We start from the raw sequence: 13,634 nt of genomic DNA, 5'->3' as shown, positions 1-13,634 counted from the left end.
CCCGCACCCCGCCCCGCATCCGGCCCCGCATCCGGCCCTGTATCCGCGGCGCTTTCGCGAGACCGAGAGCCTCAACCGGCGTCTGGGCAGACCGCTGCGGCTGCTGCTGGGGCGCCGGGGCAGGGTGGATCCGGCGCTGCTGGCGTCCATCGGTGAGCGGCTGACGGCGCGCGACGTGATCGCGGCGGAGCTGGCGAGCGCGCTCCGGATCACCGACCCGGCACATCCGGGCCGGGTGACGATGGGCCAGTTCAGGACCGCGCTCGCCGACGGGATCGACTCGGTGCCCGGTCCTCCGGCGGCGCTGCGGAACTTCTTCGCCGCCGTCGACCCGGTGCCGGACTGGGTGGACTTCGACCTGGTCGACGAGGGCGGCCGGGTGGCCCGCAGGTTCGGCCGCAACTCCGCCGACGTCATGCTGCAGCTGGCGTTGATCGGCTCGTACCGGTTCGACGGGCCGCCCAGGCTGCTGGTCGAGACCGGCGGTCTGGCCGGTGGGTCCGCGCTGCGCAGGATCGCCGAGACCCAGCAGTGGGCGTCCGCGGTCACCGGACCGGGCGCGATGCGCCGCCGGGGTCAGGGCTTCCGCCTCACGGTCCATGTCCGCCTCATGCACGCCCTGGTCAACCATGAGGTGGAGAGCGGGGGACGGTGGGACGTCGCCCGGCTGGGGCTGCCGGTCAACCAGTCCGATCTGGCGGCCACCCTCGGTCTGTTCAACGCGATGCATCTGCTCGGCGTCCGGCTGCTCGGGGTGCGTGTCACCCGCGCCGAGTCGCGCGCGCTCATGCACCTGTGGAAGTACGTCGGCCATCTGATGGGTGTGGACGAGGACTGGCTCTGCGACCGCGAGATTCTCCAGCACCGTTTCAATTACCACCTGTTGCTCGCTCAGAGCTACGGCGGCCCGGCGGGGCCGCCCTTGGCCAACGCCCTGGTGGAGGCCCAGGGCGCCCTGCACTTCGACCGCTTCGCCCGGGTGCGTCGCGCCTGTGCGCGGGCGCGGCTGCTGAGCATGCTGCGGTACTTCCTCGGGCGGCGGGGCATGCGGGATCTGCAGCTGCCCGCGGCTCTGCCATGGGCCGTGCCACCTCTGCTCGTCGGCAACCTTCTGCGGTACCACGTCCTCGGCCGTACGCCGGCGGGCCGCGCGTACCTGCTGCGCCGCGGCGACCGGTTCATCGAGCGGAATCTTCGGCGGCACTTCGGCGAACAGGCCCCGAGGGTGGGGGCGGTTCACGTGGGGGCGCCGGGGAAGCGGAGTTCCGCGGGCTGACGTCGCCGTCGCGGCCCGGGCGGATGCCGCGTTCTCCGCCCGGCGGTGGCAGCGGCTCTCAGAACGACGTGACGACAACGCGTGCCACCTCCGGGTCCTGGAGGGCCGCGTAACCCACGTCGATCTCGTCCAGGGAGATCCGCCGGGACACGAGGTCGTCGAGGTTCAGGAGCCCGCGCAGATACAGCTCGGCGTAGTGGGCGATGTCCCGGCGAGGAGTGGCCGACCCCATGATCAGCCCTTGGATCCGCTTCTGCTGGAGGAGCAGCCGGGGCAGGGAGAGGCTCAGTTCGCCTGTGTCGCCGCCGGCCAGGCCCACTACGTACACGTCCCCGCCGGGGGCGGTCATGCGCAAGGCCCGGTCCGCCGTCGCCGCCGTGCCGACGATGTCGAAGGCGTGCCGCACGCCACCGCCGGTGAGGTCGCGGACCGCCGAAACGGCCTCCGTGGTCGTGGAGTTGACGACATCGGTGGCACCGAAGGCGCGTGCACGCCGTAATCGGACGTCCTGGATGTCGACCGCGACGATGCGCGAGGCACCGGCACGTCCCGCCGCGCCGATCGTGTTGAGCCCGACGCCGCCCGTTCCGATCACGGCCACGGTGTCGCCCTCCCGGACGCGCGCGGCGTTGAGGACGGACCCGGCGCCGGTCAGCACCGCGCAGCCCAGCAGGGCGGCGGGGGCGGGCGGCAAGCGGTGAGGGACGGCGGTGAGTTGGTTCTCGTGGACGAGTGCCTGCTGGGCGAAGCCGCCCAGGCCCATCCCCTGGGTGACGCGGCGGCCGTCGCGGCTGAGCCGTGGGAGGCCGTGCCGCTTCGGGTCGCGCAGGGTGGTCTCGGGACGGCGGCACTGGTACGGCCTGTCGTCGTGGCAGGCCGGGCAGGTGCCGCACCACTGGACGAGGCAGCCCACCACATGGTCGCCGGCGGTGAACTCGGTGGCGTGCGGTCCGACGGCGGTGACGACACCGGCGATCTCGTGGCCCAGGACGACCGGCGGCGGATACGGCGAGGTGGCCTGTCCGGCGAGGGTGAGGTCGGTGTGACAGAGGCCGGACGCCCGCACCTCCACCAGTACCTCGCGGCCCAGGGGTTCGGCGATGTCGACGTCCTGGACGGTGAAACCGCCGCCCGTCGTGTCCACCACCGCGGCCTTCACCGGCGTGCTCCGGCGCCGCCGGTCGCCCGAACCCCGCTCCCGTCGGCCCGCGTCGGCGCCCTCCCGCTCATGCTCGTTCGAGGACGAAGTAGTAGAAGGGGCCGCTCTCGCCGAAGCCCTTGCCGTTCATGACCCCCATGAGGGTGCGGTCGTCGACCGCCTTGAAGTGGTCCAGGACCGGCTGGCCGTCGTAGACCATGGTGGCCGTCACCTCGCCCCGGAACTCGACCATCCACAGGCTGGCTTCGCCCTTGCCCAGCTCGGTGTCGGAGTACAGGCGGCCGTCCTCCCCGCGCATGATCAGCGGCTTGGCGTCGTCGGCCGCGAGGAATGTCTTGCCGTACCAGCCGGACGCCGACAGGCGGCGGTGGACCGGATGTCCGGTGTCGAAGCCGCTGCCCTGCCAGGTGCCGAGGATCTCCTCGACGCGGACGGTCGGCAACGCGGCCCAGATCTCGTCGAGTTCGGCGGCCGGGACGGTGGTCTTCCTGCCGCGCAGTTCGGCGAACCGGGTCCGAGCCTTGTCGAGGTCCATGCCGCGGTCCGTGCCGCGGTCCGTGCCGCTGTGCATGGGGTCCCTTCCACGGGGGTGAAACGAGCGGAGGAAGCGGTCACCGGCCGCTCGGGGCGGCCCGTCCGGGCCGCCGTAAGGGTGTCGGGGTCACGTACGGGCTGCGCGGCGGGCGGCGCGGGCCCTGGGCAGGTAGCGCAGGCGCTCGGGCAGCAGCGGGACCACCGTGCGGACGACGGCGCCCAGGCGGCGCAGTCCGCGTTCGTCCCGTGCCGTCCAGGCCAGGCCGAGGTGCTCGCGGACGGCCGGCGGGAGCAGGCCGGTCGTGACGAAGACGTGCAGCCGCGCCAAGGGCGGGCGGAGCACCGGCCAGGTCCGGCGCAGGAACGCGCCCGCGCCGTCCGGCGGAGGGATCGGCCGCCGCGGGTCGAGCAGTTCCGCCACGACGGGCGTCCTCTCCAGCTCTTCCCGGACCATCGTGTCGAAGTACGGCCAGAACTCCTCCGGCGTGCGCGGCATGTCGCGTTGTTTGATGCCGAGGATGGCGCCGAGGTGGAGGAGTTCGTCGTAGAGGCGGCGTTCGTCCCGCTCGTCGAGCGGGTGGGACAGGTACTGCGCCGCTCTCAGGAAGACCGGGTAGGCGGTGGCGTGCACCCAGGTGTAGGGGGCGGGGGAGAGCGCGTGGTAGGGGCGGCCTCGGGTGTCGGTGCCGCTGATGGTCCTGTGCAGTCTGCGGAGCCTGCGGCCCTCCTCGAGGGCCTGTTCGCCGCCGTAGACCCACAGCTGCAGGGAGTCCAGTGAGCGCTCGGCCCGGCCCCAGGGGTCGGTGCGGAACACGGAGTGCTCGTCGACCCCCGCGCCGACCGCCGGGTGGGCGACCTGGAGCACCAGGGCGGCGGGCAGGGAGAGCAGGAGCCGGACGTCACCGGCGATGTCCCAGAGGAGGGAGCCCGGCTCGAACGGAACGGGCTCGGAGCGGGGGTCCGGAACGGGCTCGGGACCCGTGTCCGGGCCGGCCGCGTGTGCGTGACCGCTGTCCATGGCTGTCACCACGCTCCGAGGGGCCGCCGGGCGGCGGGGTCGGTGCCCGGCCGGTGGGTGGCCCAGTAGGCGATGGCCAGGGAGAGGGTGATCCTCAGCGGCGGAGGGACGAGTGCCATCAGGAGGCGCACCAGTCGCGCGAAACGCCGCAGGGCGCGTTCCTGCCGCTTGCTCCAGTTCAGGTGCAGCCGTTCCCGCAGCTCGGGGGGCAGGGTGCCGACGGTGACCAGCAGGGCGTAGTGCGCGGTGATCCGGGCGAACGGCCACCAGAGCAGGCCGGGGAGCCGGCGGAACGGCTTGGCGGGGCGGGCGAGTTCGTCCAGGACGTCCTGGACCGACTGATTGTGTTCCAGGCGCTGGGCCACCATCTCGTCGTAGTACTCGACGAAGGACGGCCAGTCCGGGGGAAGGTGATGGTCCTTCAGTCCCCATACGCGGCCGACGTCCCGCATCCCGCGGTAGTACTCCTCCAGTTCCTCCTCCGGCATGCCCTTGCCGAACAGGCGCTGGGCGTCCACGGGGCCCTTGACGAGGGTGGCGTGGACCCAGTGGTAGGCCTCGGGGTTCAGTGCGTGGTAGCGGCGGCCCGCCGAGTCGGTGCCCTTCATCGGCGTGTGCACCCGTATGAGGCGGCGTGCCTCGGCGGTGGCGGCCTCCTGCCCTCCGTAGACGACCGTGGTGAGCGAGAGGAGCGTACGGATCAGGCGGGGCCAGGGTTCGGCGCGGAAGGTGCTGTGGTCCGCGACGCCGGCCCCGACCACCGGGTGCGACACCTGCAGCAACAGCAGCTGGGGGGCCATCAGCGTGGAGCGGGCGTCACCGAAGTAGCGCCAGACCGCCCCGCCTCTGCGTGGCGCCCGAATATGTGACGTCACGTCACTTTGCCTTACCTGAAAGGGAGTTGGTGGGTCGGATGTGTGCGGCATGCCACTCATGAGGCCTCCGATTCTCCGTCGTGTCCGGAGTATTGACGCGCCCCGTGAAACAAGTCAATAGTTTTTGTATCTTCGACTCTCTCACGGTCCGGCCGGCACGTCATCCCGCACCATCACTCCAACGTGAAGGAACTCTCATGAGGGACAGAGAGGCACGCAACGGCGACATCCCCACCGGGGAGGGCCGCACCCACTGGAAGCGCAGCGCCGTCATGCTCGTCCCCTGCACCCTGGCCGTGGGGGCCATGGGCATCGCCCTCGCCCAGGGTGCGATCGCCGCCTCCTTCGCGGTGTCCGGCACCGCGTTCAAGGTGCGCGCCGAGGAGGTCACCGCGAACGGCCTGTCCTCGTTCCCGTCCTCCATCGGCTCCGGCGGCGACGCCAAGCCGGTTCTGCTGGCCGCCGTCAAGGACGGCACGGTCTTGGGCGTGTGCGTCTCACTGAAGCAGAAGGTGCCGGTGGTCGGGGAGATCTCGATGCTGGTCCGCTCCGGCTCGGACAAGCCGCTCAAGGGCAGCAACCTCATCGTGAACGCGGACGCGCTCACCGGTGGCGGCGGGAAGGTCACCGGGGTCCAGGCCGGCCGCGACGCCTCCACCCTGTCCGGCGCACCGGGCGTGACCGGCCCCAAGGGCGTCTTCGGCGTCCAGGCGGACAGCGCCGTCGCGCACGACGTCAACAGCACCGCGTACTCCGCCAACAGCGGCACGCTGACGCTGGAGAAGCTGGAGATCGAGTTCAGCCGCACCGGCAAGCAGTGCTTCTGACGACGCCGAGAGACGGACTCACGACATGTTCAGTTTCGTTCTCGGATTCCTCTCGGAGCTTTCCCGGGAGGTCGGCGACTGGCTCGACCGGATCCTGCCGGCGCCCCGGGCGCGGCGCGCGTTCCGCCGGTGGCGCAGGAGCCGGCCGTTCTGGGCGGCGATGTGGGTCATCGCGGGCGGCGTGGAGATGGTCGCGATCCCGCTGGCCCCACTGCCCCTGATGATCAAGGTGGGCATCGGCGCGATGTCGGCCGTCGGCATCAGCGTGGTGCTGGTCGCGGGCGGGTTGTTCTTCCTCTTCAAGCCCGACCAGCGCATGTTCGTCTCGATCGTCACCGCCGTCGCGTCCCTGACGTCGCTGGCGACGACGAACCTGGGGGGCTTCGGCATGGGGATGGCGGCGGGGCTGGTCGGCTCCTCCATGGCGTTCGGGTGGATGCCGCATCCCGCCCCGGCGCCGCGGGAGGAGGCGGCCTCGCCCGACGCCGGGAAACCGGACGGCGCCGGGAGGGCGGACGGGGACAAGGACCCGGCCGCCTCCCCGGACCGCGACGCACCTCGCGTCCCGTCGACGGCCGGGCCCGTCCCGGCCGCCCCTCCCCTGGCCGCGGAGGGAGGCGGAGGCCTCCCAAAAGCCGGTGAGGACCGCGCCCGGCATGCCCGGCGGCGCGGCCGTGCCCGGGGCGCGGTCCTCTTCGCGCTGAGTACGGTGCTGGCGGCGGCCGCACTGCCGGCCGGCACCGGCAGCGCGGCGGCGGCTCCGGGCGCTGGCGTCTCCCCGCTGCCCTGGCCCACGTTCACCTGGCCGTGGGACCTCGGGCCGACCGGGTCACCCGGCCCGTCGCCCACTCCGTCGCCCGGCGACGCCCCGTCCGCGACGTCGCAGCCCTCCCCCGGCCCGTCCTCGTCCCCCTCGCGCGACGGGGAGGACGAGAAGGACGACCAGGGCAAGGACGAGGACAAGAAGGACCAGGACAAGAACGATCCGAGGAAGGACGCCGCCCAGGTCACCCTCCCGTGCCTGACCGGCATCGACACCGGCGGGCTGCCCAACCCCGGCCAGGACGCCCCGGGTTCCGGCGAGGAGGCCGAGTCCGGTGCCATGCCCGAGGACCCCGACGATCTGACGGCCCTGCGCCCGCCGATCGTCATCGGGGACCAGCCGGGCCGCCCCCGCTCGACGTATCCGGTCAACACCCTCTACCCGGAGGTCGGTGCGGACAGCCTGACCGCCCACGGAGCCGTCATCCACGGCGCGACCTACCTCAGGACGGCCGACGGCGGGCGGATGAAGGTGCTGTGGGTGCACGCCGACCGACTGGTCGCCGACGACTACACCTTCCGGCTGGAGACCGCCGGCCAGGTGCAGACCATCGACGTGGACCTCGACATCCCCCAGGTCGACATCTACGTCACCCAGCTCACCGGCTCGATCACCATCCCCGTCATCGACGTCGCCACGCCCCGGATCTGCATCGGGGCCGACATCGTCCCGGCCAACCTGCCGATCGCCGTGCACCTGCCCGAGCTGTCGGTCACCGCGGTGGAGGCCGGACAGGTACTCGTCGACGCCGAGACGGTCAACTTCTCCGGCCTGAAAGCGCGCACCCTGTCTCGATGAGGAGGGACCCCCGATGGGCCGTTACACCCGGCTCCGCCGGATCCGGAAGATGGACCCGCAGCAGGACTACGAGGAGATCTTCGCCCTGGTCACCCGGTACGAGTTCCCCTGGGACTACCTTCAGGGCGTCTCCGTCGCGTTCCTGCGCGACTACGGCGTCCCCCGCATCTCCCGGCTGCTGGACCGCACGCAGGAGTTCGAGCGCGCGGGGCAGAAGCGCTTCGACGACACGGTCCTGATCGCGTACGAGATGGTCCGCGACGGCATGGACTCACCGCACGGGCGGGCCACCGCCCGGCACCTCAACCGTATCCACGGCCGCTACCGCATACCGAACGAGGACTACCTGTACGTGCTGGCCACCACCGTGGTCGGCCCGAAACGGTGGATCGACCGCTACGGCTGGCGCCCGCTGTCCTGGCAGGAGACCGAGAGCCTGGCCCTGGTCGGACGGCGGATGGGCGAGATGATGGGCATCGCCGACGTGCCCGCCGACTACGCCGGTTTCGAGCATCTCCTCGACTCCTACGAGAAGGAGATGTTCGCGTACGACCCCGCCAACCGGCGGGTGGCCGCGGCCACCCTGCGGATCATGACCGACTGGTATCCCCGGCCGCTGCGTCCGCTCGTCTCGCGCTTGTCGATGGCGGTTCTGGACGAACCACTGCTGACCGCGCTCGGCTTCGCCCCGCAGCCCCGCTGGCTGCGCGCCACCGCCCACCGCGCCCTGCGCACCCGTGCCGCGGTGGTACGCCTGCTTCCGCCCCGGCCCGCGTGGTGGGGGTTCCGGCACAAGCCGCGCAGCTACCCGTTCGGGTGGACGCTGGACGACCTCGGCCCGCACTGGGCGCACGGCAGGCCACTGGAACCGCTCGCCGACGAGACCTCACCTCTGGAGAACAGATGACCGACACCGACACCGGCACCTCCCGAAAGGCGCCGCCGACGGCGACGTTCACGTCCCGGGACCCGGCCACCGGCCGGCCGCTCGCCGACCATCCGGTCCACGGACCCGAGGACGTCGCGCCGGCGGTGGAACGGGGCCGGGCGGCCGGCGCGCGCTGGGCGGCGCTCCCGGCCGCCCGCCGGCGCGGCCATCTGCTGAGCTGGAAGCGGCTGCTGGCAGCGGAGCTGGACGCGGTGGCGGCGTCCGTCGCGGCGGAGACGGGCAAGCCGCTCCAGGACGCGGAGCTGGAAGTGCTGCTGACCCTGGAGCACCTGTCCTGGGCGGCGCGCAACGCAGGCCGCGTACTGCGCAGGCGCCGTGTCCGCACCGGGCTGCCGGCGTCGAACCAGGCGGCCTCCGTCGTCCACCGGCCGCTCGGCGTGGTCGGGGTGATCGGCCCCTGGAACTATCCCGTCTACACGCCGATGGGGTCGATCGGCTACGCCCTGGCGGCGGGCAACGCCGTGGTGTTCAAACCGTCCGAGTACACCCCGGGCACCGGCGTGCTGCTCGCCCGGCTCTTCGACGCGGCCGTGCCCGACTTCGCGGGTCTGTTCACCGTCGTCACGGGCGCCGCCGAAACCGGCGCGGCGCTGGCCGCCTCCGGGGTCGACAAGCTCGCCTTCACCGGCTCGCCGGGGACCGCGCGCAAGGTGATGGAGGTGTGCGCCCGGTCGCTGACGCCGTTCCTGGCCGAATGCGGGGGCAAGGACGCCGTCCTCGTCACCGCGGACGCGGACCTCGACGCCGCCGCGGACGCCGTCGTGTGGGGAGCACTGGGCAACGCGGGCCAGACCTGTGCGGGTGTGGAGCGCGTCTACGCGGTCCGCGCGGTGCACGCGCAACTGTGCGACCGGGTCGTGGAGCGGGCCCGCCTGCTGCGGCCCGGCACGGGCCCGGACGCCGCCTACGGTCCGATGACGATGCCGGGCCAGAGCGACGTGGTGCGCCGGCACGTCGACGCCGCGCTGGCGGCCGGCGCGGGCGCACCACTCGGTGACACGGATGCGTCGGCGTCGCCGGAGCCGTCGGATTCGGCAAAGCCGCCGGGCGGGCCGTTCGTGGCACCGGTGGTTCTGGTCGACGTACCGGAGGACTGTCCCGCGATGACCGAGGAGACGTTCGGGCCGACCGTCGCGATCAACGCCGTGGCGGACGTCGACGAGGCGGTGCGCCGCGCCAACGCGTCCCGTTACGCACTGGGCGCGGCGGTGTTCTGCGGCAGCCGCCGCGAAGGCGCCGCGATCGCGTCCCGGCTGCGCGCGGGAGCGGTGTCGGTGAACTCGGTGCTCGGCTTCGCCGCCGTTCCGGCCCTGCCGTTCGGCGGATCGGGCGACTCCGGCTTCGGCCGTATCCACGGTGCGGAGGGGCTGCGGGGGTTCACCGCGCCGCAGTCGGTCACGGTCCGGCGCTTCGCGCCTCCGGTCGACCTGACGTCCTTCGCCACCCCGGCCGCCGCGAAGGCCCGTGCCGTCGCGCTCACGCGGTGGCTGCACACGAGGCGTTGAGGGGTGGCCGACCGGACCCGCCGCGGGACGCGACGCGGGTCCGGCAGCCCCCGTCAGGCGTCGAGCAGCGGCGCGAGGTAGCGCCGGGCGAAGGCGCGCGACTGCTCCTCGTCGTCCAGTTCGATGCAGCCGGCCGGGTTGAGGAGGAAGGAGACGGCGACACGCACCATCAGCTCCGCCACCGGCCGCGGGTCGGAGTCCGAGCGGCCCTCGGTGTGCTGGGCCCGCCGCAGATGGGACGTCAGGTAATCGGTGGTGACGGTGAGGGCGGGGCCGCCCTGGACGGTCAGGTAGGGCAGCACCACCTCGGGTTCGAGCCGCAGCAGCCCGCCGAAGAGCGGGTGGGCCCTGGTGTGGCGCAGGGCGACCACGAAGCCCTCGACGACCCTGTCCTGCATGGTCGGCAACGGAGCGACCGCGTCGTCCAGTTCCTGGAAGAAGCGGCTGACCTCGCGCAGCAGGCACGCCTCGACCAGTCCGTCCTTGTTCCGGAAACGGCGGTACACCGTCACCCGCGAGACGCCGGCCCGTTTGGCGACGTCGTCCACCGAGGAGCGGCGCAGGCCGAAGGTCGTGAACTGCTCCACGGCGGCATCGAGGATCTGCCGCGCCAGCCTTTCCTCTGTCTCCGGCCGTGCGAGGGCACGGGCGAGCAAGGAGTCGTTCGCAGAAGTCTTCATGGTGTCTTTCACGGTACCGGCCCACCTCCAGTGAGCAACATTGAAACACACTCCATATACATGTATCTCAACGCTGTGTCCCACCACGTTCGGAGGCCCCACATGGGAAGTCGTCTCACCGCACAGCAGGCGGACTTCGCCGCCGCCATCCGTGACTTCGCCCAGCGCGAGTGCGGATCGCGGGAGCAGCGCGCCGCGCTGACGCAGGACGGCCGGGAGCCGCACAACCCCAAGATCTACGGCATGCTCGCCGAACTCGGCTGGCTCGGGGTCTGCCTGCCCGAGGAGTACGGCGGGGCGGGCGGCGGCATCGGCGACGCCTGCGTGTTCCTCGAGGAGACCTCCTACGGAATGGTGCCCGCGGGAGGTTTCATCACCACCGTCATCACCGCCAAGGCGTACGAACGGTTCGGCTCCGAGCGGCAGCGGCGGGAGGTGCTCGGCGGCGCGGCGCGCGGCGGCGTCCTCGCCATCGCCATGTCGGAGCCCGGCGCCGGATCCGACGTGGGGGCCCTGCGCTGCCGTGCCGAACGGCAGGCGGACGGCGACTGGCTGATCGACGGTCAGAAGACCTGGATCTCCAACGCCCACCTCGCCGACAGCATGCTGCTGGTGGCCCGGACGGGCGGCGACAAGCACAAGGGGCTCACCATGTTCCACGTGCCGGCGGGCACGCCGGGCATCGAGATCCGCGGCATCGAGACCATGGGCGGCAAGGAGGTCAACGACGTCTTCTTCACCGGCGTACGGCTGCCCGCCGACGCGGTGGTCGGGGAAGTCGACGGGGGATGGAAGCAGTTGATGGCCGGGCTGAACCACGAGCGGCTGTTCCTGGCCGCCAACATGCTGGGCCTGGCGCGCAGGGCCTTCGACGACGCGGTCGCCTACATCGGCGAACGCGAGCAGTTCGGCCGGCCCGTCGGGAGCTTCCAGGCGCTGCGGCACCGCGTCGCCGATCTCGCCACGGAGATCGAGTGCACGCGGCTGCTGGTGCGCGAGGTGGCGTCGGACTGCGACGCCGAGCCCGACCGGCTCTTCCCCCGGGAGGCCTCGATGGCCAAGCTCAAGGCCACCGAGACGGCCAAGCGGGTCGCCCTGGAGTGCATGCAGATGATGGGCGGCTACGGCTACGCCACCGAGTACGGGATGGAACGCCATCTGCGGTCCGCGGTGGTCTCCACCGTCTACGGCGGAACCAGCGAGATCCAGCGCGACATCATCGGCAGGAGCTACGGGCTGTAGAAGTCGCTGACGGCCGTCGACGTGTGGGGCGGCCGTCGGTGGACGGGGCGGACGTCGGTGGACGGGGCGTTGGAGCGATGCCGCCGTCAGTCGGCGTAGAGCTCCGTCAGTTCGGTGGCGTGCCGGGCGCGGATGACGCGGCGGCGCATCTTCAGCGACGGCGTCAGCTCACCGGTCGCCGGTCCCCACTCCCGGGCCAGCAGCCGGTACCGCTTGACCTGTTCGGTCCGGTTGAGCCGGGTGTTGGCCGCGGCGACCGCACGGTCGACCTCCTCGCGCACGGCGGGGTGGGCGGCCAGGGCCGCGAGGTCGTCGCCGGCGTCGATGCCGTGGGCGGCGGCCCAGGCGGGGGCGGCCTCCGGGTCGAGCACCAGCAGGGCGACGAGGTAGGAACGGTTGTCGCCGTGCACCAGCGCCTGCCCGATCAGGGGGTGTTCCTTCAGGGTGTTCTCCACCAGGGCCGGGGAGACGTTCTTCCCCGTCGAGGTGATGATCATTTCCTTCTTGCGGTCGGTGAGCCACACATAGCCGTCGTCGTCGATCCGGCCGATGTCCCCCGTGGCCAGCCATCCGTCGTCGTCCAGTGCCGACCGCACGGAACCGTCCTGCTGAAGGTATCCGGAGAAGACGGAGGCGCCCCGTACCTCGATCTCCCCGTCCTCGGCGAGGCGGACCTCCACCGACGAGACCGGGCGTCCGACCGAGCCCAGCCGGAACCCGGTGCGGGGGCTGTTGGTCGTGGCCACGCCCGTCGTCTCGGTCAGGCCCCACGCATCCATGATCACGACGCCCAGGCCGGACCAGAACCTCACCACGTCCAGGGACATGGGGGCGGAGGCGCTGGCGGTCCAGGTCACCCGGTCGAGTCCGCCCGCGGCCAGCAGCGGCTGGAGCACTTTCTCCCTCATCCGGGCGTACGCCGCATCCAGTTCGGGGGGCGGGGTCTCCCCCCGCTCCCGGAAACCGACGTGCTCGCGGGCCACTTCCATGGCCTTCTCCACGCCGTGGCGCTGCTCCTCGGGAAGCATGGCCAGCCCGGCGCGTACCGCCACGGCCAGTTTCTCCCAGATCCTCGGCACCCCGAAGAACTGCCGCGGCCGCACCTCGCGCACCGTCTCGGCGACGACGGTCGGGTCGGCACACAGGTAGACGTGCGAGGCGCGGTGACAGGGCAGGTAGATGCCCAGCATGCGTTCCGCGATGTGGGCGAACGGCAGGTAGCAGATGTGCTCGACGTGCGGCGGCAGTTCCACCGCCGCGTCGAGCGCGAGGGCGTTGGCGATCACCTGCCGGTGGGTGAGGACCACACCCTTGGGCTCGCCGGTGGTGCCCGAGGTGTAGACGACGGTCAGCGGGTCGTCGGGGCCGGCCGTGTCCAGCGCCTTCTCGAACCCCTCCGGGACGGGTTCGCGGGTCAGTGCCGCGTACGGCAGGTGCGGGCCCTCCTCTCCGGGTTCCACGACCACGAGCCGGGCCAGGGGTGTGGCGTCGTCGTCCAGCAGCGGCGCCCACACCCGGGCCTGGGCGGCGCCCTCCACGACCGCCACCGCCGCTCGGCAGTTGCGGGCGATGTGGGCGATCTGTTCGGGCGCCGAGGTGCCGTAGACACTGACGGGCACGGCGCCGAGGCGTACCAGGGCGAGGTCGGACAGCCAGTGCTCGGACCGGTTGGCCATCATCAGCAGGACGTGGTCGCCGCGGCCGACGCCGAGCGCCGCGTACCCGGCGGCGAGTTGTCCGGTGTGCTCCCGGACCTGCGCCCAGTCGAGCGTGGCCCATCCCGCGCCGTCCGGCCTGCGCCAGGACAGGGCGGGCCGGTCCGGGTGGGCGCGGGCGTTGTGTTCCACGAGCAGCGGCAGCGTGGACTGTGCCGCTCGCTCCCCGTCGGTGCGCGGGGCTGGTGTCATGACGGCCTCCTGGCGGGCTGGACGGTTCGGGGGCGTAGCGA

General features: G+C 72.2%; 12 protein-coding genes. 6 read left to right on the top strand and 6 right to left on the bottom strand.

The window, feature by feature from the left end; all coding sequences use genetic code 11:
* The coding region (locus tag AOK11_RS18105) for an oxygenase MpaB family protein (protein WP_055594757.1) at positions 1–1,276 on the top strand (1,276 nt) is incomplete at its 5' end.
* Between the two features lie 58 nt (positions 1,277–1,334).
* Here the strand turns inward: AOK11_RS18105 and AOK11_RS18100 are convergent.
* The 4 genes from AOK11_RS18100 to AOK11_RS18085 form a co-directional block, all read right to left on the bottom strand.
* Positions 1,335–2,435 (bottom strand): zinc-binding dehydrogenase, encoded by a 1,101-nt coding sequence (locus AOK11_RS18100; RefSeq protein ID WP_055594756.1) that lies wholly within the window; start codon positions 2,433–2,435, stop codon positions 1,335–1,337.
* Between the two features lie 67 nt (positions 2,436–2,502).
* Positions 2,503–2,970 (bottom strand): DUF4334 domain-containing protein, encoded by a 468-nt coding sequence (locus AOK11_RS18095; RefSeq protein ID WP_055594760.1) that lies wholly within the window; start codon positions 2,968–2,970, stop codon positions 2,503–2,505.
* Positions 2,971–3,096: 126 nt separating this feature from the next.
* Positions 3,097–3,987 (bottom strand): oxygenase MpaB family protein, encoded by an 891-nt coding sequence (locus tag AOK11_RS18090; RefSeq protein WP_079034932.1) that lies wholly within the window; start codon positions 3,985–3,987, stop codon positions 3,097–3,099.
* A gap of 5 nt (positions 3,988–3,992) precedes the next feature.
* Positions 3,993–4,862, bottom strand: coding sequence for an oxygenase MpaB family protein (locus AOK11_RS18085; protein WP_240497385.1), 870 nt, complete (start codon positions 4,860–4,862; stop codon positions 3,993–3,995).
* Between the two features lie 197 nt (positions 4,863–5,059).
* On the opposite strand from AOK11_RS18085, the gene AOK11_RS18080 reads away from it, so the two are divergent.
* Genes AOK11_RS18080 through AOK11_RS18065 form a run of 4 tightly spaced genes read left to right on the top strand, consistent with a single transcriptional unit; the run spans position 5,060 to position 9,764 of the window.
* Entirely contained in the window at positions 5,060–5,689 is a 630-nt protein-coding gene (locus tag AOK11_RS18080) for a DUF6230 family protein (protein ID WP_240497384.1), read from the top strand.
* A 25-nt stretch (positions 5,690–5,714) separates the two neighbouring features.
* Positions 5,715–7,310, top strand: coding sequence for a DUF6114 domain-containing protein (locus AOK11_RS42900; RefSeq protein ID WP_055594754.1), 1,596 nt, complete (start codon positions 5,715–5,717; stop codon positions 7,308–7,310).
* 13 nt (positions 7,311–7,323) lie between these two features.
* Positions 7,324–8,217 (top strand): oxygenase MpaB family protein, encoded by an 894-nt coding sequence (locus tag AOK11_RS18070; RefSeq protein WP_055594753.1) that lies wholly within the window; start codon positions 7,324–7,326, stop codon positions 8,215–8,217.
* Positions 8,214–9,764: an aldehyde dehydrogenase family protein gene (locus AOK11_RS18065; RefSeq protein ID WP_055594752.1), complete on the top strand. Its 1,551-nt coding sequence runs from the start codon at positions 8,214–8,216 to the stop codon at positions 9,762–9,764. Before AOK11_RS18070 ends, AOK11_RS18065 begins: the two co-directional genes overlap by 4 nt.
* A 53-nt stretch (positions 9,765–9,817) precedes the next feature.
* Here AOK11_RS18065 and AOK11_RS18060 read toward each other — a convergent pair whose 3' ends face one another.
* Positions 9,818–10,444 carry a TetR/AcrR family transcriptional regulator gene (locus tag AOK11_RS18060; RefSeq protein ID WP_055594751.1) on the bottom strand — a complete coding sequence of 209 codons (627 nt, stop codon included), beginning with the start codon at positions 10,442–10,444 and terminating at the stop codon, positions 9,818–9,820.
* 102 nt (positions 10,445–10,546) lie between these two features.
* Between AOK11_RS18060 and AOK11_RS18055 the strand changes: the two genes are divergently transcribed.
* Positions 10,547–11,686, top strand: coding sequence for an acyl-CoA dehydrogenase family protein (locus AOK11_RS18055; RefSeq protein WP_055594750.1), 1,140 nt, complete (start codon positions 10,547–10,549; stop codon positions 11,684–11,686).
* Between the two features lie 86 nt (positions 11,687–11,772).
* On the opposite strand, the gene AOK11_RS18050 is transcribed toward AOK11_RS18055, so the two are convergent.
* Positions 11,773–13,593 carry an AMP-dependent synthetase/ligase gene (locus AOK11_RS18050; protein ID WP_055594749.1) on the bottom strand — a complete coding sequence of 607 codons (1,821 nt, stop codon included), beginning with the start codon at positions 13,591–13,593 and terminating at the stop codon, positions 11,773–11,775.
* Positions 13,594–13,634: the final 41 nt, after the last annotated feature.

The sequence above is a fragment of the Streptomyces hirsutus genome, assembly GCF_001418415.1.
GTDB classification, from domain to species: domain Bacteria; phylum Actinomycetota; class Actinomycetes; order Streptomycetales; family Streptomycetaceae; genus Streptomyces; species Streptomyces hirsutus.
Note: the sequence above shows the minus strand (reverse complement) of the source record. Positions and strands in the feature narration are given on the sequence as shown.